The sequence below is a fragment of the Macrococcus lamae genome (genome assembly GCF_004359545.1).
Lineage (GTDB): Bacteria > Bacillota > Bacilli > Staphylococcales > Staphylococcaceae > Macrococcus > Macrococcus lamae.
Window position 1 is genome coordinate 17,169 of the sequence record NZ_SCWB01000005.1, and the last position, 22,305, is coordinate 39,473.

Genomic DNA, 22,305 nt, shown 5'->3' on the forward strand with positions numbered 1-22,305 from the left:
ATTCAGTGGTATATACAAAACATGAGAGCTTTCTCATCAGAATTTAATGTACTTATACTTATTATTAGGAGGAAACACATATGGGTTTAATTCTTACATTAATCATGGGTGGTCTAATCGGCTGGATTGCTGGTATGATCATGGGTACTGATATTCCTGGAGGAAAAATCGGTAATATTATCGCAGGTTTAATCGGTGCTACGCTTGGTGGTTACTTGTTAGGTAGCTGGGGTCCTGAAATTTGGGGTGTTTCTATCTTACCTGCATTAGTCGGTACAATTCTTTTAATTGCGATTGTATCTATCATTTTAAACATGATGCACCGTCGTCGTTAATTGACAAAAGAGCCTGAGGGCTCTTTTTTTGTTCTTTTTGTTAATAGTCGACAGCCTTCAAATGGATTCTGTATACTGAAAATAAACAGGGAGGATGAATACTATGAAAAATCATGAAATAGATTATAAAGTTTACGGCGATGATATTCAGTATGTTGAGGTTGAATTAGATCCTGATGAAACAGTCATCTCTGAAGCCGGCAGTATGATGATGATTAATCCGTCAATACAGATGGAAACCATTTTCGGTGATGGTGCATCTACAGGCGGTTCAGGATTTATGGATAAAATTTTTGCTGCCGGCAGACGTACACTTACTGGTGAAAGTTTGTTCATGACGACTTTTACGAATAAAGGAAAAAGCAAAGAACATGTCTATCTGGCGGCTCCCTACCCCGGTAAAATCATTCCTATTGATTTAAATCGTGTCGGCGGCGAATTCATCTGCCAGAAAGATGCATTTTTAGGTGCTGCAAAAGGTGTTTCAGTAGGAATTGCCATGCAAAAGAAAATCGGTGTCGGATTTTTTGGCGGTGAAGGTTTTATTATGCAGCGGCTTACAGGAGATGGAATGGCCTTTATACATGCAGGTGGTGCCATCATCAAGAAAGACTTGAAGGCTGGAGAAGTATTGCAAGTGGATACAGGTTGTTTGGTAGGTATGACCAGCAGTGTGAAGTATGATCTGGAACGCGTTCCGGGTATTAAGACCAAATTATTCGGTGGTGAAGGTGTATGGTTTGCACGACTTGAAGGACCAGGAACTGTCTTTATACAGTCATTGCCATTCTCACGATTAGCAAGCAGAGTTTTTGCTGCTGCTCCGGCAACTGGGGCGAACAGAGGAGAAGGCAGTTCATTAGGCGGTCTTTTCGATATGCTTGGCGGCGACAACTAACTGTTGAGTTGATAGTTTTCATCATAAAAAAAGGGATGATTGTTAAAACAATCGTCCATTTTTGTAGTGGTATTACCGCTTCGGCTGGTAATCAAGCTGTCTGAACAGCTCTTCCCGTTCATTTTTAGTCAAATCCTGCCATTCACCTAGCTTAAGTCCATCGACATGAATATTCATAACGCGGATGCGTTTTAATTTTCTCACCTCATAGCCGAGTGCCTCACACATTCTTCTAATCTGCCTGTTTAATCCCTGCATGAGAATAATATTAAAAGTATGGTCATTGATTCTTTTCACTTCAGCCGGCATTGTCATCGTATCAAGTATTTCAACACCTTCAGCCATGTGAGAAAGAAATTCATCAGTGATTTTTTTATCGACAGTTACGACATATTCTTTTTCGTGTTTATTTTCTACTCGCAGTATTTCGTTGACGATATCCCCGTCGTTAGTCAATAGAATTAAACCTTCTGAGTCTTTATCAAGTCTACCAATATGGAATATTCGCTCCTGATGATTAACAAAATCTACGATATTTCCTTTAATATGTCTTTCTGTCGTCGAAGTAATTCCTCGTGGCTTATTCAACTTCAAATATACATATCCTTTATCAAGCGCAATAAGTCTGCCATCTACTTCGACAGTATCCCCCGTCTCAACCTGACTGCCGAGTTCGGCAGGCTCACCATTAATCAGAACACGTTTATCACTGATCAGTTGATCAGCCCCTCGCCTTGAGGTAATGCCTGATTCCGATAAATATTTGTTGATTCTCATCCTTAACCTCCAAAAAAAGAGAGACATCGTCTCCCTACTTCATAATATATTGATCTCTGTCAAAGACAAAACACCTGCATTATATTATTGATTGTCCTCATCTACGATTGTTTCGCGTGAAGAATTGAATTCTTTATGCAGTGCAACAGATTTAATCTGATGATTCTCAGCATCAAGTATAACCCATTTATCGTATTCTGTATCGACATAATCGTCGATATCTATATCCGGGTTCTGTGCCTGTAACCATCCACCAATAGTATCGATATCATCTGAATCATCAAATTTAATGCCAAACTGCTCTTCAATTTCATCAAGCAGTACACGTCCATTAATTTGATAAGTATTCTCACCAGTGCGGATAATATCATTGACTTCGTCGTCATCAAATTCATCTCGTATTTCACCGACAATTTCTTCAAGAATATCTTCCATTGTCAGAATACCTGCTGTACCCCCGTATTCGTCTATAACAAGAGCAATATGAACACGTTCCCGCTGCATTTTAATCAAAGCATCGCTAATTCGAGTGACTTCATGGATTAAAGGCAGTTCATGGATATGCTCCTTAATTCTGACTGGATCACCTGAAGCATACTTAGTTAAAAATTCTTTGACGTTGATAAAGCCGATAATATGGTCCTTATCTCCATCTTCTGAAATTGGATAACGTGTAAATTGATGTTCGTTGACCACTTCGAGTAAATCTTCTATGTTAAACGGCTGAGTCATTGTAATCATCTGAGTACGAGGCACCATAATATCTTTTGCGAGACGTTCATCAAATGAGAAGATATTCTGCATATAAGCAAGCTCAGTATGATTGATTTCTCCACTCTGGTAGCTTTGAGTCATAATAATCTTCAGCTCATCTTCGCTCATTGCCTGGTCATGACCAGCAGGCTGGACTCCAAATATTCGAAGTATCATTCGCGCAGCACCGTTCATCGACCATATTAATGGTTTCATAACAAGTCCAAAGAAATATAGAGGTCGTGCAAATGCGAGCGTCATACGTTCTGCATACTGAATCGCAAGTGACTTAGGCGCCAGTTCGCCGACAACGACGTGAATAAATGTGACGATAGCAAAACTCAGTGCAATAGTAATTGGTTTAGCAAATTCAGTTGGTACATGCAGTAAATGCAGGACTGGATGAATGACTGATTCAAAAGTCGATTCACCGATCCAGCCTAAGCCAAGCGCTGTGACTGTAATTCCCAGCTGACAGGCAGATAAATAATAATCCAGCTCATGTATCATGTGCTGAACAGTCTTTGCTGCTTTATTGCCTTCTAATACAAGCTGATCAATACGAGATGTACGAACCTTCACTAAGCTGAATTCAGAGCCGACAAATAATGCCGTCATGCCGATAAGAAAAATAAATAATAATAAACTAGATATGGTCGATATGTCCAATTAATTCCCTAAAACTAGGGATTCACCTCCGGTAATAGTTGATGTGAGTGCAAGAGACAGGTTGCTTAATATATTTATCGCCTTCCCAATGCAGTCACCTCCTTAAAACGCAACATAGTTAGTATCATTTTACCACACTAACGAGCCTAAATGGGGATTTTCATATTTATACTATGCCATCTAGTGAGCGAAGGAATCTATCAGCAGTTAAATTGAATTTGTCAGGCTTGTCAATATTACAGACATGACCTGAGTTACTGATGATTTCACAGTAAAAATTCTCATGATCCTGTGTTACTTTTTTAACAGGAGGAATGAATAAGTAATCCTCCTCGCCCATAATGAACAGCGTAGGAATAGTTGAAGTTGAAATTTGAAGGTGGCTTAAATAGGGATTGACAAGTCGCGTTAGCGTAAACCACTTCACAAACTGTTTCTGACTCATCTTTTTTGCCTCATTGATGAACGCAAGACGCGACTCCTCGTGTGCTTTTCTCGGCATAATGATATAGGCGAAGAACTTATAGAGCAGCATATAAGGAATGACACGTTTTAAGTGCCTGCCGATAAATAACAGAATCTTAGTTCTGACATCAAGCGCAAGAATCGCTCCGCCTAGTACAAGTGATTGAATACGCCGAGGATATTTGTCCGCAATCGTCTGTGCAACAATAGTTCCGAGACTCATTGCAATAATATGCGTACGCTCAATTTTAAGATGATCAAACACTTCAATAATCTCATCCGCTAAATGTCCAAAAGTATCACCCTTTTTCCATCGGTCCTCCTGAGATCTGCCGTGTCCTCTTAAATCAAGCAGCAGTATATTGTAATCTTTTCTGAAATAACGAATCTGCTTGAACCAGATAGTGGAACTCCCACCAGCGCCATGAATAAAAGTAACCCAAGGCGCATCGTTATCTTTAATATAGGTTTTATAATATAGCATTAACATGCATTCCATTCTTTGATAGAGTTTAACTTATATCATATTAGTTCTACCCACCGAATACAAATAATAACATAGACAAAAAAACAAACTCAGCCTTAACTGAGTTTGTGCTCTTACATGATTAAGCTTCTGCTGCACGTTCCGTATCTATTTCCTGAGCAATTTCTTCTTCTGATAACTTAGGTTTAATTAAACCGTAGATGACTGCTGAAATCAATATACCTACTAATAATGAAAGCAGGAACCCACCTATGTGATTCATATCTAGTCCCGCTACCCATAAACCACCATGAGGCGCAGGTATACGACAGCCGAATGCCATCGCCAGTGCTCCAGCTGTTGCGCTACCTGCAATCATTGAAGGAATGACACGAAGTGGATCCGCAGCTGCAAATGGAATAGCGCCTTCAGTGATAAAAGAAGCTCCCATCACTAAGTTTGACAAAATTGAACCCCGTTGTGTCTTTGTATATTTACGCTTGAATATCATCATAGATACTGCAATAGCTAAAGGCGGTACCATACCACCAATCATCGCAGCTGTAATTGGAGCATAATTTTCTCCAGCAATAGCTGCAATACCAAAAGCATAAGATGCTTTGTTGATAGGACCACCCATATCGACTGCCATCATACCACCTAATACTAGTCCTAATAATACTATGTTTGTACCACTCATGCCGCTTAGAGTTGTATTCATCCACTCATTTAACCATTTAGTCGGAGGATTAATGATGTAGTACATAATAAGCCCAGTACTTAAAACCCCTAATAACGGATATAACAATGTAGGCTTAGTTCCTTCAAACGCTTGAGGTAAAATACTCAATAATTTTTTAATTCCCTGTACTAAATATCCGGCAAGGAAGCCAGCAATCAACCCACCAAGGAATCCGGATCCTCCACTTACTGCAAGCATACCACCGACCATCCCTGGAGCAAGACCTGGCCGGTCTGCAATACTCATTGCAATGAAGCCGGCTAATATTGGAATCATTAACGCAAAGGCACCACCGTTACCGATTGACCATAGTGCTTCAGCAAACGGATGATAGTCGTCTGCCTTCGGATCAAATGATGTAATACCGAACATAAAAGCAAGAGCCATTAATATTCCGCCCGCCACAACGAATGGCAACATGTTTGAGACGCCGCTCATTAAATGTTTGTAGAATCCTTTTCTTTCTCCGCTGTCACTTGTATTGGATCCACCTTTAGCAATAAACTTCGGTCTTGAATCATCTTGTGCCATAGTAATAAGTTCTTCCGGACGTTTGATGCCATCTGCTACAGGTACCATAACAACGTTTTTCCCGTTAAACCGAGCAGTATCCACATTGACATCCGCTGCTACAATAATTCCTTTCGCTCTTCTGATTTCATCATCAGTCAGCTTGTTTTTTACACCACCAGAACCATTCGTTTCCACTTTAATAGGCACGCCCATTTTCGCGGCTTTATTCTTCAGTGAGTCAGCCGCCATATAAGTATGTGCAATGCCTGTCGGGCAGGCAGTGACTGCAAGTATTAAATCCTCTTTATTATTTTGTGATACGGCCGCTTGAACTGGAGGTTCTTCCGGTTCGTCATGGGCATCAATGATAGACAGTACTTCTTCTTTGGAGTCTGCATTGAGAAGTTCTTCTCGCACATCTTCATTCATTAATATCCCGGATAATTTCGCAAGCGCATCTAAATGCGTCTGTGCGCCGCCTGCTGGTGCTGCAATCATGAAGAATAAATGGGCAGGTGTCCCGTCAAGTGATTGATAGTCCACACCTATCTTGGATTTACCAAAAGCAATGGCAGGTGTTTTAACGGCATTTGTCTTCGCATGTGGAATGGCTATTCCTTCGCCGATTCCTGTTGTACTTTGTGCTTCGCGGGCGTATATAGCTTCTCGGTAGTTCTCTTTATCATTTAATTTACCTGCTGACCATAATGTATCAACTAGTTCATTGATGACTGCGTCTTTAGAAGAAGCTCTAAGGTCCATGGCAATAGTAGACTCTGTCAGTAAATCTGTAATTCTCATCTGTTAACCTCCAGTAATTTCGTTATCGTAATTTGTTCAAGCATTCTGTCAATATCGTGCTGTTCTGCTAAATCTTCAGTAAATGCTGTCGCTGTGCCAGACGCAATCGCACGTCTGAAACAGTCTTCCAGCGGTTCATTGTTCGCGAGTCCGGCAACCATTCCTGCAACTGTAGAATCGCCCGAACCGACAGTGTTAATCACCTGCCCTTTCGGAACTTCCGCTTTCAGTACAAGTGACTGTGTCACAAGAATAGCTCCGTCACCTCCAAGAGATACAAGCACCATTTTTGCTCCTTGTGCCATCAACTTTCTCGCACTATCAACAATAGCCGAGTCATCAGTCAATTTTTCGCCGAACATATCTTCCAGTTCAACTTTATTAGGTTTTACAAACTCAGGTTTAAAATTCAACACTGATTGCAGCAATGTCTTCTCTGCATCAACAACGAACTTAATATTTCTGTCTTTACAGCGTTCTGCAATTTTACTGTAAATTGATGGATCAATCGTTCCAGGTACGCTGCCTGCGATAATCACTATATCTTCATTTGTCAGCTGTTCCAGCTGTCTTAGGAACTGAGCTTCCTGTACTTTTGTAATATCGGGACCCGATGCATTGATTTCTGTTTCAGAACTGCCTTTCAGCTTGACGTTGATTCGCGTGTCCCCATCAACTTCTACAAAATCAGTTTGAATACTATTTTTTTTTAGTTCTTCTTTAATGAATTCCCCGGGAAATCCGCCGATGAAACCGAGTGCAACAGAGTCAACTTTATGTTCTTTAAGTACACGGGAGACATTGATGCCTTTTCCACCTGCAAACTTATAAGTCGTCGCGGCACGGTTCAATGCGCCAAGCTCAAATTGAGATGTAAACATGACATAATCAATGGATGGATTCAAAGTTATTGTGTAAATCATTTTGTACCTCCCTGTTTAATATAAGCTTTATATTTAGCGTAGAAAGGATTGGTTTTATTTGTAATCAGCTGGACATCTTCAAGATCGCAGATTTTAGCAAAAGTCGTTTCATCAAACTTCGAATCATCAATTAGAAAGTAGCTGTGCTTACTCTTTCTTACAGCTGCAGTTTTAATAGCTGCTTCTTCTATGTCAGGTGTTGTCAATCCATGGATTAGATCTACACCATTCGCTCCCATAAATGCTTTGTCAAAACTGAATGAATCAAGCATCGTCCGTGCCTGTACCCCTACATGAGCGTAAGTGCTGCTTTTCACATAGCCACCGACCATATAGACTTCTATCCCTTGTTCAACAAGCGGCGGAACGTGAGTCAGACCATTGGTTACAACTGTCAAATGCTGTTGATTCAGATGAGGAATCATAGCAAGTGTTGTACTTCCTGCATCGAGATAAATACAATCATTATCCTGAACAAGTGCGGCTGCCTGCTTGGCAATATCATTCTTTTCAGCCACAAACTTTGTCGTCTTTACTGACAGTGCAATATCGCGGTGCTTTTCAACCGTGCGCTTTGCTCCACCATGAACACGAATAAGCTTACCTTCTTTTTCCAAAGTCGATAAATCACGTCTAATAGTAGATTCGCTGCTGTTCGTTTCATCCATTAGCAGCTGCAGCGATACGGCTTCATGAGTGCTGAGCAGACTTAAAATCGTATCATGCCGCTCTATTGTCAGCATATCATCAGCTCCTTTACCACTTTATATTAATGTCACCGTTTTCAAAAGTCAACCATAAACATTCAAAAACGTTCAAATACATTTATCAAAAAAAGAAGCAGAACTTATTTAGTGTTCTGCTTCTCTGTAAATTGTAAAGTTATAATATATCTCGTCCTAATCGCTGCTTATAAATTTCAAACCATTCATCATCTGATAATTCGACATTTTTCGCCTTTACAGCAATATCCGCGCGCGCTATAGATCGAGATCCGACAATCGGTTTAATACGATACGGCATGTGATAAAGCCAGGCATACGCAATCACATCAGTTGTTGTTAGATGTTTTTGAGCGATTTCTTCAAGTACATCTAAAACAGGTGCCGTCAACTGATTGTCTCTGTCAAATAATTTTCCTCCTCCAAGAGGACTCCATGCCATAATCGATACGTTATCTTTAAGCATCCAGTTCAACGTACCATCTTCCAGATTTTCAAGTTCAGCAGCTGATATTTCAAGCTGGTTTACCGCGACAATCAAGTTTTGATTGTCCATCGCTTCTTTGAATGGAACATATTGATGGTATTTAAAGTTAGAAACACCGAATTGTCTTACTTTTCCTTGCTGCTGTAATGTTCTTAGTGTACCCGCCACTTCAAATGGATCCATTAACGGTGACGGCCGATGAAGGAGCAAAGTATCTATTTCATCAACATGCAGTTCTTTCAAACTTCTATTAACAGAAGCCGTAATATGTTTCTCAGAATAATCATATTTATGAGAGTTAAATCCCATCATTTCAGAAGGCAGTACAATGCCGCACTTTGTGATGATATGCATTTCTTTTCTAATTTCCGGTGTTAAGCTTAACGCTTCCCCGAACAGTGTTTCACATTGGTAGCTGCCGTATATATCAGCATGATCCATCGCTGTAATTCCTTTGTCAATCAGCTGATGCAGCATATAATTGGTTTCTTCTTTACTATAATTCCATTCTGTTAGACGCCAGAATCCCTGGATAACATCTGACATTGGTACCATTTCACTCATGACAACACCTCATTTAAGTTTTTAGCTGAACTGCAGTTGATCAAGCTGATTGAGAATTTTGCTTTTATTGAGTGACTCTCCGATAATCACTAACTTCAGCGGCATATTCATTATTTCCGGCTCATACTGTGGAATGCCGTATGCATATTGAAATAGAACGACCTGCTGCGGATTTTCTTGAAACTTTATAAAACCTTTGACTCTTAGTATAGAAGACGGTAGTTCCCTTAGCCAGTCAACGAAACGTCTGCTGCTTACTGGACCTGTAAATGTATAGACCAGTGATTGGATCCCAGGATGACTATAGTTCTTGGATTTAAGCATTTCACCGTCTACTGCCAATATTGATCTATCAATCCGCGCATATTGCGTCCTGATAATCTGCGATTGATTATTAAGTTCCGAGATATCATCTTTCAACTGTTTAACAGCTTCTTCAGTCAGAAGATCACACTTATTAAGTAAAACAATATGAGCATATTGAACTTGTTCTTCCATAAGACGTTTTGTTGTTATACTGTATTGATCACGCTCTAGAAATCTCGGACCGTCTACAAGCGTTATTACTGCCTTAATAGCCATCCACTCTGTTAATGACGGCGCTGTACAAGCATCGTATATTTCAACGGGATGCGCTACACCTGTTGCTTCGATAATGATAACATCTGGATGGTGACGATGTCTGATATCATGAAGCTGTACTTCAACATCGCTCTTTAAATCGCAGCAAATACATCCATTTAACAGTTCGTTCATCGGAACATTATCGCCGATGATTTTAGAATCAACATTAAAACCACCAAATTCGTTCATTAGAATAGCTACTTTCTTGTCTTGCCACTGTGCTAATAAATTTAACAGCAGAGTGGTCTTTCCACTTCCTAAAAATCCACTGATGATATAGAGTTGCACTTTTTCCATATTGATAACAGCCTTTCAATAATAAAATATTAAATTTAAGCTTTGACTATTTTTATATGCGTTATTACTTGAAATGTCCACTTCTTTGTAATATGTTATGTTAGTGACATATTTTGCACCGTTAAATTATTATTCAAATATACAAAATTCTCATATTCAATATATGATCAATAAATACTTTTTTCAGTCGGAGGAAATGAATGACCAATAATTTAAAGCTTGATAAACAACTATGTTTTAGTCTATATAATGCACAGCGTCAGATGAACCGTTATTTTTCGAACAAAATCTTTAAAAAACATAATCTTACTTATCCTCAGTATCTCGTATTATCCATACTATGGGAGTCTTCACCTGTTAATGTTAAAACACTTGTTACAGAGCTTGCCCTTGATACAGGCACTGTATCTCCCCTGTTAAAACGTATGGAATCAAATAACTTAATTAAACGGGAACGTTCAGAGCTTGACCAGCGTGAAGTATTTATTTACTTGACAGATAAGAGCAAATCTATGCAGAAAGATCTTGAAGACTGTACAGAAGTCGTGCAGGAAGCGGCAGACCTGACAGATAACGAGTTCTCCGATTTAAAAGCGTTACTAGATAAATTAATCAATAATATGACGAATGCAAAAAATTAAACCCGGGCTTTATGCCAGGGTTTATTTTTTTACGCTTAACCAGCCTATTCCTACTGTCCCATAACCCGTATGAACACCAGCAACAGGTACAAGAGGTTCTTCATAAATCGTCAGTGCAGGATGCCTTTCTTTAATAGCTTCCATATATTTTCTTGCTTCTTCGATGTCTCCTGCATGCATTACAGAGATTTCGGTCAGCTGATGTTCTGCTATATTCTCATCGACTACTGCAAGCATTCGTTCCATTACTTTTTTCTTTGTTCTTACCTTTTCAAGCGGCATGACTTTGCCGTCTTCAAAATGTAATACGAGCTGAATATTAAGTAGTCCCGCAAGAAAACTTTGAGAGGCAGTTAAACGCCCGCTTCTTCTCAGCTGATGCAGACTTTTCGGTTGCAGCAGCAGTTGACCTTTTTCAGGAAATGTCTTAACCAGTTCAACAATCTCATCAAATGATTTTCCTGCTTCAGCTGCCTTCATACCTTCGACAACCATCTGTTTATAAGGAAATGCTCCGATTCTTGAATCGATGACAGTAGATTTAATATCCACTTCACTGCTTGCCGCTACCGAATTCTGAAAAGACCCTGTGAGTTCGCCTGAAGGATGAACTGCAATAACTGAGTCGTACCCATCCTGCTTAATAGCTTCATACGTTTCAAGCATTGACTGAAAATTAGGCTGTGTTGTTTTCGCGCCTTCACCATGCTTATTAAGTAATTCATAGAAACGTTGAGTCGAAAGTTCCTCCTGATCAACATAATGTGTACCATTTAAAATGACACCCATTGGTACAATAAATAAAGGATGTCGTTCAATCTCTTCATCTGTAAAGCCTGCTGCTGTGTCAACTAACCATGCAAGTTTTTCCATTATATACCCCCATTATTTTTTTCATCATATCATATTTTATTTGCAATGAATAATAATATTTCTATACCATCAACTCTTTTACACGACTGAACCGTTCAGAAATTAGAGGATTGTTCATCACTTCGTCATACGATCCAGCAGCTGTTAACCGACCTTCATGTATCACATAAATTATATCAAAATCCTTGAGCAGTTCCACTTCATGGCTAATTAATATGACAGCCGCATCTAAATGTAATAAAGTAGAGAGCATTAAATTTCTATTGTGAACATCCACTCCATTGAACGGTTCATCTAAAAGCCATAGTGGACTTCGTCTCATCAGTAATCTGATAAAATGAAGTCGTCTGCGCTCGCCGCCTGATAACTGAGCACCAAATTCATTGATTTCAGTATCAGCATGAAAAGGCAGATTAAAGTGATTCAGATAGCTTTCTATCTCTGCTCTATCATCACTGAATAAGTTCTCCTGGATAGTTCCCTGGAAAAAATGATTATGCTGCTGCATAACATTTAGCTGTTTAAAATATGCTTCGCGGTCAATACTACTCATTGATTTACCAGCAACCGTCTGCTCGCTTTCATACAGTCCGGCAATTAAATGCAGCAATGTCGTTTTCCCGGAACCGCTGCCGCCGATAATTCCTATTTTCTGACCTTGAATTATTCTCATCGTAATATTGTTAAGTGTCGGTCGCTGCTGATCATTGTATGTGAATCTGACATCATTCAGTTCAACAGGGAAAATTTGAGTCAAAACATCACCCTGCTGGTCGCTGCCAGCAGACAATGATTCTATATGAGCAAGAGCCTGCTTAGTTTCCTGATGATAGAAAGGAAAGTTAGTCATCGGAATAGCAAGTTCAAACAGCGTAATAGTTACCATGACGATACTTGCATACATTATTACATTTGAGCTGTCTGCTACTACATACAGTACACCCCATATAGCAAGCATGCTTATCAAATTGAGCAAAAAGTCATAGGTAATATTCATACGTTTTTCCTTCATAAGTGATGCTTCATAATGTTCCTGTGATTGATTGAGCATTTTTACATAATGACCACGCTGATCAAATACATTGATATCTTCACGACCGAGCTGATAATCAGTCAATCGTTTCATAAAAGCTGAACGGGTATGCTGTGTCAGTTTCGTCAATCGAGCCATAAAACTGCTGAATATAAACGGCAGGATACCTAAAATAATGGTCATTGCAATTATGATAACAACCACTGACTCTACACTGTAAAATGAATAAATCACACAGACCACAACAGTAGTCAGCATTGCGACAACCGGCGGATAGATGACTCTGAGCAGTATATTCTGAAGTTTTTCGATATCGTTAACCGTCCGTTCAAGCAGCGTCGACAGCTGCCATTTAGAATGAAGATTAACAAAGTCACTGATTAACCGATCGAATGTCTCAACTCTAATATCTTTCAGCATCGTAAACGTTGCTTCATGACTGATCAGTCTTTCAAAATAACGGGCAAATGCTCTAAGTACTCCAAACAATTTAATCGTTGCAACAAGTATTGTCAGCGTATAGAGCGGTACCTTAAAAGCGCTTCTTGACAGCATCAATCCGCTGAGACTGAACATCCCGATTGCAGTCAGTCCTCCAATTGTGCCGATAATTATAGCAATCGTTAAAGCACGTCTTGTTTCTTTATTGATGATTCTCATGCTAACACCGCCTTATAGAATGGCTGGACTTGCATCGTTTCATGTGTTCCTTTAACAAGCATTCCGTCATTGATTAACAACAAATAGGGTGCATTTTTAATCGTTTCTCTTTGATGAGCGATTGTCCATATCGTCGATGTCTTCTTCAGCTGTTCAATGGCCTTTTTAATCAGCTGTTCAGTCTCATGATCGAGCATCGCAGTCGGTTCATCAAAAATAATCACTTTAGCGGGGTTCAACAGTATTCTCATTAACATCAATCGATGTGTTTCTCCGCCGGATAACTGTTCTCCGCCAGCGCCGATCTTTGTTTCATAGCCTTCCGTGAATGCCATAATACGGTCGTGCATATTAACAGATTTAGCAGCAGCAACAATCTCGTCGAATGAATGCTCATTGAACATCGTTATATTATTGATGATCGATTCACTCATGACAAACGGCTGCTGAGCCATATAGGCGATATTATTTACACAGTCTTCGGGCAGATTTATATAACCATGCCCTTCTTCAATGACACCTGCAATGACTTTAGCAAACGTTGATTTCCCAGCGCCACTCGGTCCGAAAATGACCATTTCCTTCAACTCAAATTCTTCATCTACCGACATAGCAAAATGTTTATAGTCTACTTTGAAATTGCCGGCAATCGTTGTTCTTTGTTCCGCAGTTCTTATAATCGTTTCCGGCTTTTCATAATTCAGTAGTTCTGCATAACCCTCTGATTGTTTGCCGGTATGAAATGCCATGCCTAGATCTTTAAGTGAATTATAAAATTCTGGCGCAAGCATCAACGTCACTACAGCTGTATAAAATGAAATAGTGTGGAAGACAATCAATCCAAGACCGATTTCAAGTGCAATAATTCCAATTGACAGCATTGAGATGAATTCAAGCATCAATGTGGACAAAAAAGCTGTTCTTAATATAATGAGCGTTTTCTCTTTAAATGCCTGAGATTTATTATGAATAGCTTGTTTGACGTTTGATTCATAGTTGAATAACTTTATGGTGACAATTCCCCTTATGGCATCAAGGAAATAGGCAGAAAACTGATTCAAAGCAGTCATCTGTTCAGTGGCTTTCTTCGATGTATTGATGCCAATAATAATATAAAAGATAGGGATAAAAGGTGCCGTTATGAGCATAATGTATGCTGCATTACGATGAAAGAACATCAAAAATATCATGATCGCCAGAGGAATGAAAGTAGAACGATAAACCTGCGGCAAATAATCGCCGTAAAAACTATCTATGCCTTCTATTCCTTCTGTCGCTAAATTTAACGACTCAGCTGTACTTTTTTTACTGTTGATCAATGTTTTTCGCAGCAGTGACTTAATTTTTCCACTTAATGTCACGCCAAATGTTTTCAGTAATGTTTGAAGAACACTTCGTGCAATAAGTATAAGGAGAACTGTTACTATGACAAATTCAAAATTTATATGATGTTTTAAAAGAACACTATCGATAATTTTGCCAATCTGCATACTTTGCAGAATAATCACAACTGACAATAGAATTGCCGAAATAATCATCAAACAGTGCAAATAAATATAACGTCCAGATAACTTTGTTAAGTATTTCACATTATCACATCCTACCTAGTATTATAAAGGTTTTGTATTAAAACTAAAGGAATATGATTGTATATTTTAGGGGAGAAAACTCATTCATTGTGATATACTTTTGAAAGTATTCAGTTCATAAAAAAAGGTGGTTACTTGATGGAATTATTTGAATTAATCAAAGCATTTATTCTGGGAGTCGTTGAAGGTTTGACAGAATTTGCTCCGATCTCTTCAACAGGGCATCAAATTTTAGTAGATGATATGTGGTTACACTCTAGTGAAGTATTAGGTTCCAAAGAGTCTGCCAATACTTTCAAGATTGTCATTCAGCTCGGTTCCATATTTGCAGCTGCCTGGATTTTCAGACATCGATTTATCGAAATGCTGAGCGTTAAAAATGCGAAAAGCGAGCATCGCCTTAAATTATCTCATGTCTTTATCGGGCTTTTGCCTGCAGGAATTGCAGGTTTGTTATTCGATGACTTCATTGATGAGCATTTATTTTCAGTTCCGACAGTTTTAGTCGGACTCGCTCTAGGAGCAGTCCTGATGATCGTTGCAGATTTATATGCAAGAAAGGTCAAGAACCCGATTTCTGTTGATGGCATTACTCATAAACAGGCACTTATCATCGGGCTGACACAAGTTCTTGCGTTATGGCCGGGTTTCTCGCGATCAGGCTCTACTATTTCCGCCGGAGTGTTAACTAAGATGAGTCATAAAGGTGCCTCAGATTTCACATTTATTATGGCGGTACCTATCATGGCGGCGGCGAGTGCTAAAAGTCTGCTCAGCAACTATCAGTATATAACCAGCGACACGATCTGGTTTTACATTGTCGGCTTTATTGCTGCATTTATCTTCGGGTTATTATCTATCCGTTTGTTCCTTGAACTGATTGGGCGAATCAAGCTAATTCCTTTTGCCATATATCGTCTTGTACTTGTTGCTATTATCGCAATCCTTTATTTTGGTTTCGGTATCGGCAGACATATATAACCAATAACACAGTACTATCATATTTCTTGATAGTACTGTGTTATTTTGTTGCTCCATTTTTGTATAAAATAGTAAAATATTTTAACTTTTTAATGTATTACAGTAATATAGCTTTATCTTCATTCTTCTGCATGTTATTATTAAAATATTATTTTAAATGCAAAAATACATAAAGGAGTAAATATGACAAAAGAATCCAGTGTTGCTTACCGCCTATATCTTGTCCAGCGAGAAGTTATAAAATATTACAACAGAATTAAACTGAAACCATACAATCTGAGTTATCAGCATTATCTTGTCTTAATGGTACTGCTTGAATCTGGTCCTACTCCGGTTCTCCAGCTTGGAGAAAAACTTGCATTTCAGTCGGGAACTATTACGCCTATTATCAAGAAGATGGAAGCCCGTGGTTTGATTGAACGTGAACGAATGAAGCAGGACGAAAGAATTGTCCAGATGCGGTTGACAGATGAAGGACATGAACTGATTATACAGTTGAATCACATTCCTGAAGAAGTTCTCGCTTTTTCAAGTCTTACTCCAAGAGAATATACTACATTGATGCATATCACCCGGAAAATTGTCAGCAATATGCGTTATTAAGAGCGGTCCTGTGCTATGCGGGACCGTTTATTGTGTTTATAATGAGGGTAGGAACAAAGTATTCAGTTTCATCACAAGGAGAGATTATCATGAACCAGAAAATTAAGACAGCTGTCAATGTTGGAGCCGTTATTCTCGTTCCACTCATTAAAGAACGTCATCGTCTGAAACAGAATCATGACTATATCAGAATGCGCAACAGAACGATGCATACTTTATCCACTTCAAAAGATCTTGTAGTGATTACTAAAGATAAAGCTGTATCAGCTGGTCATAAAGTATCTGATAAGGCAGTTAATGCTAAAGATAAAACTGTAAAGACTGCTTCATTTATTTCTCAGACTACACATGATCTGCAGGAAAAGAAAGTGACGTTCGAACATGAATATGCAGAGAAGAAGAAAATTAAGCATGAAGAAAAAATGAACCAGAAACTTGCGAAAAGTATCGAAAAACGCCATGTTGAAGAAGAAAAAGCGAATAAACAGCGTCAGAAAGAAATGGTAAAAGTTATGAAAGCAGCAGAAAAGCGAGAAAAGAAAATGCCACTCGGCAATAAACAAGCGACACAGTTTGTTCATCAGCAAGTCGTTAAACAGCAGATGACAGATCAAGCTTTTCACGATGTGAATGACTATATAAATGACCGCGTTCTCTCTCATGAATATGAGGAAGAAAGACATGAACCATTATTTGACAAACATCGATTACAGATGGCTGAGCAAATAAGAAGACGCGGAAAATATTAAGCAGTGATCCAGCGAATAATTGTCGATGCCGATGCTTCGCCAGTCATTGATGAAGTGATAGACGTCGCACAGCAAAAAATGATTGAAGTTCTCCTTGTAAAGAACTTCAATCATTTTTCTCATTATGTCTATCCGGATTTCGTCAAAATTTATTACGTAGATGAAGGCGCCGACAGTGCCGACTACAAAATTGTTCAGCTGTCGGTTCCAGATGATATTGTCATTACTCAGGACTACGGGCTGGCAAGTCTGCTGCTGAACAAAAACGTGACCGTCATGCACCATAACGGTTATCTCTATACCCCTGACAATATTAATCAACTACTGATGATTCGTCACCAGTCCAGTCAGATGAGACAAGCTGGTATAAGAACAAAAGGACCAGGCAAATTCACTGCAGAGAATAAGAAGACGTTTAAAAATATATTGCAGTCGATGATTGAGTCACAGCGATGATAATGTTTTAGCAAGCACTTTAAGAGAAGAGAAACCTTGTTTTACTATCATCTGTTTATCCTTAAAGCCGGATTTGATAAAGGCGTAATAAGCATGGTCATTGTTGACATTGACCATTAAGTACAACGTAGTGATATCATTATCCTGTTCTCTTATATATTGTTCTATCAGTTTAAGCACTTGTTTGAAATATCCTTTTCCCTGATGTCTGCTGTCAATCGATAGTCCTCTGAGATAAATGGCAGTTCGAGGGGCATTCATCCGTAATAAAATTGTTCCTCTCTCCAGTGCAAATGCACCGATAATTTCATCATCTTTCAAGATAATGAAAGGAAAGTAACTCGAGCGTTTTCGATTAATGATATAGCGCGGATGACCAGCAAAGAACATCTGCTTGAAAGATAACCTGTAATCGTCAAACGTAATTTCCATTGAAGAATCAACCTGCATAATTCTTAGCATTGTAACACCTCATTTCAATAGTCATATCATATCATACAAAAGGAAGGTTTTTATGAAAACAGTCGCTGTATTTTGTGGTTCACGCACTGGTGCCCCAGTTTATGAGAAAAATGCCGAACGCCTTGGCGAATATCTTGCCTCTCAAGGGATTACTCTAGTTTACGGAGGGGGAAAAGTCGGTCTGATGGGTATTATCGCAGACAGCGTTCTAACGCATGGCGGTGAAGTTATCGGTGTAATTCCTGAATTTCTACATAGCAGAGAAATAGCTCATACCGGAATTACACAGTTACATATCGTTGAAACGATGCATGAACGTAAAAAAATGATGGCTGATATGGCTGATGGTTTCATTATGATGCCAGGTGGTGCCGGTACTCTGGAAGAATTTTTTGAAGTTTTCACCTGGGCTCAGATCGGCCTGCATCGTAAACCTATCGGAGTGTTAAATACAGCTGGTTTTTATGATTCTTTAAGACTCATGCTGAGTGACATAAGTAAGCAAGGTTTTATTGACAGCCACCAGCTGAATATTGCTCTCTTTAATGACCATCCTAGAGAACTAATCAATGAAATGAATCACTATAAACATGTTCCAACCAAACGTTACGATTCTTAATTAAGGATCATAACGTTTGGTTTAAAAAATTTCTCTCATTAAATATTTGTATACCATGAGCCATCAGCAGTGCTGTTGTTACACCTGGCGCATTAAGCTTTTCGCCGGAAAATGTACCGTCATATATTGCATCTGATCCACAACTTGGGCTATTATCTTTCAGAATAACTGTTTTAACATTTTGGCTTTCACAAATTTCTAGAAACCGTTTAGCACCCATCTTATATTGTTCTGTAACATCTTTACCGGAACACGTTACCACTCTAGCTGTATTATTCCATACATCTACTCCACTTCCTCCGATGATTTCGGCTGGTTCTCGAGGTATCAGCAGTCCACCCATTAACTCAGGACAAGCAGCGGTTGCTTTCCCTTTATCAACAAGCGCTTTTAATGTCGGATTCAACTGGTGTCTGCCATCATACCTTACTTCCTCACCAATTAAGCAGCTGCTGATCAATATCACTCTTTCACATCCTTATATAGAACTTGTAAGTTCATTGGATGGCGTGAATCGATCAATGGATGTTTGAATGTCTTTATCCTTTTAAGTCCTATTTTTTCCATCACATTCATACTCGGTTGATTTTGAATACTGGTAAAGCTGTAGATGGGCAGTTTTACTCTTGGTCTCACATATCCTAGTACTGCCTCAGCCCCTTCTGTTGCATAACCTTTACCCCAGGCTGATTTAACGAGACGCCAGCCGATTTCGTAACATGGCATGATGTCAAGGTTATAGAGACGGGTGGCTTCCATATACTGTACGCCAATAAATCCGATAAACTGACCTCCCGATTTTTCTTCAACAGCATACAATCCAAGGCCAGTTGTATCAATTTCTTTCTGCATCTGCCTGAAAGCCATTTCAGAACGTTTGAAACTCATGATATCAGGAAAATATTTTCTTACATCCGGATCGACGTTCATCTCCTTGAACTTCTGCAGATCATCCATCTTAAAATCTCTCAGCTTCAATCGCTCTGTTTCAATATAGATCATCCATCCCACCCCTTTTTATCATTATAGCAAAAAGCAACTCCTGCAAAAGCTAAAAAAGCCCTGGTAACTTTTTTCGACCAACACAATGCGGTGTGGTAGAAAAAAGCATCCAGAGCTATAATATTTAGTTTTTATAACTTTCTTTTACTTGTAGACTACAATTTTCCCAGTTGATTTATCTTTAGATTCACCAACTACTTGAACTTTCAAGCCTGTATTAGGTAAGATTTTACCAGCATGAGGCTGTTCTGGGTTAGAGTAATCTTTAGAGTCATCAAACAATGGGTTAGCTTTTAAATTTTTATCTACTAACGTTGAACCATCAGCAAGTTTTAAGCTGAGTGGATCTTGTGGTGTCAAGCTGAATGCAGCATCGCGTACTTGATACTGAGTAGATGCTACTGAAGGAGTTGTTCCTTCCCATTTAAGAGCGTTCTGATCTGCATCAACGATTCCAATGAAGCCGTAGCCAGGATGTTTACCTACATGATTATCTGTATAGCTGTTGTCTACATAGTATACGTTCAATCCAGTATTGAAGCTCATTAATGTACCGCCTCTAGGAATATGAGCAAGTCCTTCGTCTACTTTATTATGACTTCTCCATTGTAATAAGTAATAGTTCTTACTATATTTCTTGCCATCGCTTAATGAGAATCCATTTAATTCGAACTTCGCATCTCCTTCAGCGTTATCAGCGAATACTTCAGCGCCGTCTGCTGTCACTTTAATATCATCTGCATAGAAACCAGGAGCAGTATAGCCGCCATCTGTTACATATAAGTAGCGTAACTGTACTTTTTTACCTGCGTAGGCATCGAGGTTGAACTTTGCATCTACCCAGCCGTTACTTTGTCCATCGATACCGTTACCTGCATTAGCACCTGAACCATCAGGATCATCATTATTTGTAATGTTACCTGCTAAGTTTGTCCATGTTTTGCCATCTGTTGATGCTTGAACATATGCGTAGTCATAACCTTTTTCAATGTCATACCAAGCTTTGAACGTAAAGTCAGCAGATGTTTTACCAGTTAAGTCAACAGTTGCTGCTGCAGAATTTGTTAAGTCATCCCCAGCACCACTGAAGTAAGCTTTTTCGCCTTCAGCCGGTTTTACAACATCTGTTACTTTATCAGGTAGATTAACACGAATTGCATCGTTATTAGTTCCTTTAGTTGTCGCTTCATCTAATAAGAATTCTTCAGGTGTTGAAGTCACTTCATCTGCATTAATTTCAGTACCTGTCTGCCAGTTACCACCATGCATATCCTGAAGCTGTTCTTTCATGTAAGCATCGAATCCAGTTGGTTCTGTTCCTGGAATTTTACCAGCCCAGCTTCCGCTTGACATAATAGACCAGAATGATACTGGTTCACCTTTACCAGAGTAAATAGTATCATATTCATCCGGCAATCCTAGGTCATGACCGTATTCATGTGAGAATACACCGGCAGCTCCATCTTCAGGTTGAATTGTATAATCGATGACAGCGAGTTTTCCACCGAACTGTTTCTGACCAGATGCTGTTCCAGGAATCGTATATGGTTCGCCTGTATTCGTGAAGTTCAGACTCCATCTATGCGACCAGATCGCATCAGGACCTAATTTACCACCGCCTGCTTCTTCACCAGGAGATGCATGGATAATCATAACGTGATCGACGATACCATCTTTCTCATTCAGTACACCATCACCGTCTAAGTCATAGCGGTCCCACTGATCATAATCAGCAAGGTTAAGATTTGGATCTTTTGCCGCTTGTTCAAGTGCTTCTTTAACTAACTCTTTCGGTCTGCCATCACTATCATCAACAGTCGGGTAATTTCCGCCATAGTATTTTGCTTCATGTTTTGCTTTGTACCAGCCGTGAACTTGTCCGTCGACATCATAGCTGCCGCCAGATTGATTCTGGTAGAACTGTTTCATACTGATCAAGTTCTCGCCGTTCGGTCCTTTGTAGCCATTCTCCCCAAAGACCATGTTCTGGAAGTGACTCATTGGATAATCTTCATAAAACATATCTGTTTCTTCTTTAGTAATTGTAGAGTTCTGATAATCCGGGAAATCAATTGCTAAAATTAGCACTTTATCAGTACGTTTTTCACCTGTATAGTTTTCTTCCACAACAGGTTTCAAGTTTTTAGCATGACCCTTTTTATTGCCTTTGCCTTTTGTATACTTGCTGCGTTTACCATTACTATTTTTCTCGTTCACTTCTTTATATTTCTTAATGAACTTACCTTCGTTCTTCACTTTAGTTTCAGTATTGTTATGTCTGGCTTTTAAATATGCTGAAACTGCTTTTTCAGCTTCTGAACGAGATGCATCTTTACTGATGACACCTTCGTCTTTTAACATTTTAATCAGGCGCTCTTCGTTAGCGATGACGCTGTCAAAATTTGCACCTGTATAATGCTGTTTTGTATTTTCTTTTAACGCTTCATCTGCATAAGCAGCACCGCTTGTTAACCCAAGACCCGACACCCCTAAGCTTAATGCAAGTAATGATGACACTACCGCTTTTTTCTTCATTCATCTTCCCCCGATATCATAGAATATTGACTTACTTATATATATTATGTAGAGAATGATGAGAAA

At 39.1% G+C, this 22,305-nt stretch carries 23 protein-coding genes; 8 read left to right on the top strand and 15 right to left on the bottom strand.

Translation table 11 applies throughout. The features are described 5' to 3' along the window. Nucleotides 1–80 precede the first annotated feature (80 nt). Nucleotides 81–335, top strand: a complete 255-nt coding sequence (locus tag ERX29_RS03840) for a GlsB/YeaQ/YmgE family stress response membrane protein (protein ID WP_133443376.1) — start codon at nucleotides 81–83, stop codon at nucleotides 333–335. Between the two features lie 103 nt (nucleotides 336–438). Then, a complete protein-coding gene (locus ERX29_RS03845; protein WP_133443377.1) occupies nucleotides 439–1,233 on the top strand; it encodes an AIM24 family protein in 795 nt (264 codons plus the stop codon). A gap of 72 nt (nucleotides 1,234–1,305) precedes the next feature. Here ERX29_RS03845 and ERX29_RS03850 read toward each other — a convergent pair whose 3' ends face one another. From ERX29_RS03850 to ERX29_RS03885, 8 genes are all read right to left on the bottom strand, one after another. Next, entirely contained in the window at nucleotides 1,306–2,010 is a 705-nt protein-coding gene (locus ERX29_RS03850; protein ID WP_133443378.1) for a pseudouridine synthase, read from the bottom strand. Nucleotides 2,011–2,094: 84 nt separating this feature from the next. Next, nucleotides 2,095–3,432, bottom strand: a complete 1,338-nt coding sequence (locus ERX29_RS03855) for a hemolysin family protein (protein ID WP_133443379.1) — start codon at nucleotides 3,430–3,432, stop codon at nucleotides 2,095–2,097. A gap of 166 nt (nucleotides 3,433–3,598) precedes the next feature. Further along, nucleotides 3,599–4,381 (bottom strand): alpha/beta fold hydrolase, encoded by a 783-nt coding sequence (locus tag ERX29_RS03860; RefSeq protein WP_133443380.1) that lies wholly within the window; start codon nucleotides 4,379–4,381, stop codon nucleotides 3,599–3,601. Nucleotides 4,382–4,505: 124 nt separating this feature from the next. Next, nucleotides 4,506–6,419, bottom strand: a complete 1,914-nt coding sequence (locus tag ERX29_RS03865) for a PTS fructose transporter subunit IIABC (RefSeq protein WP_133443381.1) — start codon at nucleotides 6,417–6,419, stop codon at nucleotides 4,506–4,508. Continuing rightward, nucleotides 6,416–7,342 (bottom strand): 1-phosphofructokinase, encoded by a 927-nt coding sequence (gene pfkB / locus ERX29_RS03870; RefSeq protein WP_133443382.1) that lies wholly within the window; start codon nucleotides 7,340–7,342, stop codon nucleotides 6,416–6,418. The genes ERX29_RS03865 and pfkB overlap by 4 nt, the downstream gene beginning before the upstream one ends. Then, nucleotides 7,339–8,085: a DeoR/GlpR family DNA-binding transcription regulator gene (locus ERX29_RS03875; RefSeq protein WP_133443383.1), complete on the bottom strand. Its 747-nt coding sequence runs from the start codon at nucleotides 8,083–8,085 to the stop codon at nucleotides 7,339–7,341. Before ERX29_RS03875 ends, pfkB begins: the two co-directional genes overlap by 4 nt. A 139-nt stretch (nucleotides 8,086–8,224) precedes the next feature. Continuing rightward, the gene (locus tag ERX29_RS03880; protein ID WP_133443384.1) at nucleotides 8,225–9,115 is read right to left on the bottom strand and encodes an aldo/keto reductase; all 891 of its coding nucleotides are present in this window, start codon (nucleotides 9,113–9,115) and stop codon (nucleotides 8,225–8,227) included. A gap of 21 nt (nucleotides 9,116–9,136) precedes the next feature. Continuing rightward, the gene (locus ERX29_RS03885) at nucleotides 9,137–10,036 is read right to left on the bottom strand and encodes a CobW family GTP-binding protein (protein WP_133443385.1); all 900 of its coding nucleotides are present in this window, start codon (nucleotides 10,034–10,036) and stop codon (nucleotides 9,137–9,139) included. 200 nt (nucleotides 10,037–10,236) lie between these two features. Between ERX29_RS03885 and ERX29_RS03890 the strand changes: the two genes are divergently transcribed. Next, nucleotides 10,237–10,677 carry a MarR family winged helix-turn-helix transcriptional regulator gene (locus tag ERX29_RS03890; protein ID WP_133443386.1) on the top strand — a complete coding sequence of 147 codons (441 nt, stop codon included), beginning with the start codon at nucleotides 10,237–10,239 and terminating at the stop codon, nucleotides 10,675–10,677. Between the two features lie 21 nt (nucleotides 10,678–10,698). Here the strand turns inward: ERX29_RS03890 and ERX29_RS03895 are convergent, their stop codons facing one another. The 3 genes from ERX29_RS03895 to ERX29_RS03905 all read right to left on the bottom strand — a co-directional run bounded on the left by ERX29_RS03895 (nucleotide 10,699) and on the right by ERX29_RS03905 (nucleotide 14,832). Further along, nucleotides 10,699–11,550, bottom strand: coding sequence for a DegV family protein (locus ERX29_RS03895; RefSeq protein ID WP_133443387.1), 852 nt, complete (start codon nucleotides 11,548–11,550; stop codon nucleotides 10,699–10,701). A 61-nt stretch (nucleotides 11,551–11,611) separates the two neighbouring features. Beyond that, nucleotides 11,612–13,243: an amino acid ABC transporter ATP-binding/permease protein gene (locus ERX29_RS03900; protein WP_133443388.1), complete on the bottom strand. Its 1,632-nt coding sequence runs from the start codon at nucleotides 13,241–13,243 to the stop codon at nucleotides 11,612–11,614. Further along, on the bottom strand, nucleotides 13,240–14,832 hold the full coding sequence (locus tag ERX29_RS03905) for an ABC transporter ATP-binding protein/permease (RefSeq protein ID WP_133443389.1): 1,593 nt from the start codon (nucleotides 14,830–14,832) through the stop codon (nucleotides 13,240–13,242). Before ERX29_RS03905 ends, ERX29_RS03900 begins: the two co-directional genes overlap by 4 nt. Nucleotides 14,833–14,970: 138 nt before the next feature. On the opposite strand from ERX29_RS03905, the gene ERX29_RS03910 reads away from it, so the two are divergent. From ERX29_RS03910 to ERX29_RS03925, 4 genes are all read left to right on the top strand, one after another. After that, complete coding sequence (locus ERX29_RS03910) at nucleotides 14,971–15,813, top strand: undecaprenyl-diphosphate phosphatase (RefSeq protein ID WP_133443390.1); 843 nt, start codon at nucleotides 14,971–14,973, stop codon at nucleotides 15,811–15,813. Nucleotides 15,814–15,996: 183 nt separating this feature from the next. Further along, entirely contained in the window at nucleotides 15,997–16,416 is a 420-nt protein-coding gene (locus ERX29_RS03915; protein WP_133443391.1) for a MarR family winged helix-turn-helix transcriptional regulator, read from the top strand. Nucleotides 16,417–16,505: 89 nt separating this feature from the next. Continuing rightward, nucleotides 16,506–17,165: a hypothetical protein gene (locus ERX29_RS03920; RefSeq protein ID WP_133443392.1), complete on the top strand. Its 660-nt coding sequence runs from the start codon at nucleotides 16,506–16,508 to the stop codon at nucleotides 17,163–17,165. A 3-nt stretch (nucleotides 17,166–17,168) separates the two neighbouring features. After that, nucleotides 17,169–17,621: a YaiI/YqxD family protein gene (locus tag ERX29_RS03925; protein ID WP_341777603.1), complete on the top strand. Its 453-nt coding sequence runs from the start codon at nucleotides 17,169–17,171 to the stop codon at nucleotides 17,619–17,621. Here the strand turns inward: ERX29_RS03925 and ERX29_RS03930 are convergent. Beyond that, a complete protein-coding gene (locus tag ERX29_RS03930; protein ID WP_133443393.1) occupies nucleotides 17,610–18,083 on the bottom strand; it encodes a GNAT family N-acetyltransferase in 474 nt (157 codons plus the stop codon). The two genes, ERX29_RS03925 and ERX29_RS03930, sit on opposite strands and share 12 nt — an antisense overlap. 52 nt (nucleotides 18,084–18,135) lie before the next feature. On the opposite strand from ERX29_RS03930, the gene ERX29_RS03935 reads away from it, so the two are divergent. Continuing rightward, nucleotides 18,136–18,702 carry an LOG family protein gene (locus ERX29_RS03935; protein ID WP_133443394.1) on the top strand — a complete coding sequence of 189 codons (567 nt, stop codon included), beginning with the start codon at nucleotides 18,136–18,138 and terminating at the stop codon, nucleotides 18,700–18,702. A 7-nt stretch (nucleotides 18,703–18,709) separates the two neighbouring features. Here the strand turns inward: ERX29_RS03935 and ERX29_RS03940 are convergent, their stop codons facing one another. The 3 genes from ERX29_RS03940 to ERX29_RS03950 form a co-directional block, all read right to left on the bottom strand. Further along, nucleotides 18,710–19,168, bottom strand: a complete 459-nt coding sequence (locus ERX29_RS03940) for a 2-thiouracil desulfurase family protein (RefSeq protein WP_133443395.1) — start codon at nucleotides 19,166–19,168, stop codon at nucleotides 18,710–18,712. Further along, nucleotides 19,165–19,704, bottom strand: coding sequence for a GNAT family N-acetyltransferase (locus ERX29_RS03945; protein ID WP_133443396.1), 540 nt, complete (start codon nucleotides 19,702–19,704; stop codon nucleotides 19,165–19,167). The genes ERX29_RS03940 and ERX29_RS03945 overlap by 4 nt, the downstream gene beginning before the upstream one ends. 144 nt (nucleotides 19,705–19,848) lie before the next feature. Beyond that, entirely contained in the window at nucleotides 19,849–22,239 is a 2,391-nt protein-coding gene (locus tag ERX29_RS03950) for an immune inhibitor A domain-containing protein (RefSeq protein WP_133443397.1), read from the bottom strand. Between the last annotated feature and the right edge of the window lie 66 nt (nucleotides 22,240–22,305).

Excerpts from the sequence above, each read along its gene's own strand:
- ERX29_RS03840 (WP_133443376.1), top strand. The coding sequence starts at position 81 with ATGGGTTTAATTCTTACATTAATCATGGGTGGTCTAATCGGCTGGATT.
- ERX29_RS03845 (WP_133443377.1), top strand. The coding sequence starts at position 439 with ATGAAAAATCATGAAATAGATTATAAAGTTTACGGCGATGATATTCAG.
- ERX29_RS03850 (WP_133443378.1), bottom strand. The coding sequence starts at position 2,010 with ATGAGAATCAACAAATATTTATCGGAATCAGGCATTACCTCAAGGCGA.
- ERX29_RS03860 (WP_133443380.1), bottom strand. The coding sequence starts at position 4,381 with ATGCTATATTATAAAACCTATATTAAAGATAACGATGCGCCTTGGGTT.
- ERX29_RS03865 (WP_133443381.1), bottom strand. The coding sequence starts at position 6,419 with ATGAGAATTACAGATTTACTGACAGAGTCTACTATTGCCATGGACCTT.
- pfkB (WP_133443382.1), bottom strand. The coding sequence starts at position 7,342 with ATGATTTACACAATAACTTTGAATCCATCCATTGATTATGTCATGTTT.
- ERX29_RS03875 (WP_133443383.1), bottom strand. The coding sequence starts at position 8,085 with ATGCTGACAATAGAGCGGCATGATACGATTTTAAGTCTGCTCAGCACT.
- ERX29_RS03880 (WP_133443384.1), bottom strand. The coding sequence starts at position 9,115 with ATGAGTGAAATGGTACCAATGTCAGATGTTATCCAGGGATTCTGGCGT.
- ERX29_RS03885 (WP_133443385.1), bottom strand. The coding sequence starts at position 10,036 with ATGGAAAAAGTGCAACTCTATATCATCAGTGGATTTTTAGGAAGTGGA.
- ERX29_RS03890 (WP_133443386.1), top strand. The coding sequence starts at position 10,237 with ATGACCAATAATTTAAAGCTTGATAAACAACTATGTTTTAGTCTATAT.
- ERX29_RS03895 (WP_133443387.1), bottom strand. The coding sequence starts at position 11,550 with ATGGAAAAACTTGCATGGTTAGTTGACACAGCAGCAGGCTTTACAGAT.
- ERX29_RS03900 (WP_133443388.1), bottom strand. The coding sequence starts at position 13,243 with ATGAGAATCATCAATAAAGAAACAAGACGTGCTTTAACGATTGCTATA.
- ERX29_RS03910 (WP_133443390.1), top strand. The coding sequence starts at position 14,971 with ATGGAATTATTTGAATTAATCAAAGCATTTATTCTGGGAGTCGTTGAA.
- ERX29_RS03915 (WP_133443391.1), top strand. The coding sequence starts at position 15,997 with ATGACAAAAGAATCCAGTGTTGCTTACCGCCTATATCTTGTCCAGCGA.
- ERX29_RS03920 (WP_133443392.1), top strand. The coding sequence starts at position 16,506 with ATGAACCAGAAAATTAAGACAGCTGTCAATGTTGGAGCCGTTATTCTC.
- ERX29_RS03930 (WP_133443393.1), bottom strand. The coding sequence starts at position 18,083 with ATGCTAAGAATTATGCAGGTTGATTCTTCAATGGAAATTACGTTTGAC.
- ERX29_RS03935 (WP_133443394.1), top strand. The coding sequence starts at position 18,136 with ATGAAAACAGTCGCTGTATTTTGTGGTTCACGCACTGGTGCCCCAGTT.
- ERX29_RS03945 (WP_133443396.1), bottom strand. The coding sequence starts at position 19,704 with ATGATCTATATTGAAACAGAGCGATTGAAGCTGAGAGATTTTAAGATG.
- ERX29_RS03950 (WP_133443397.1), bottom strand. The coding sequence starts at position 22,239 with ATGAAGAAAAAAGCGGTAGTGTCATCATTACTTGCATTAAGCTTAGGG.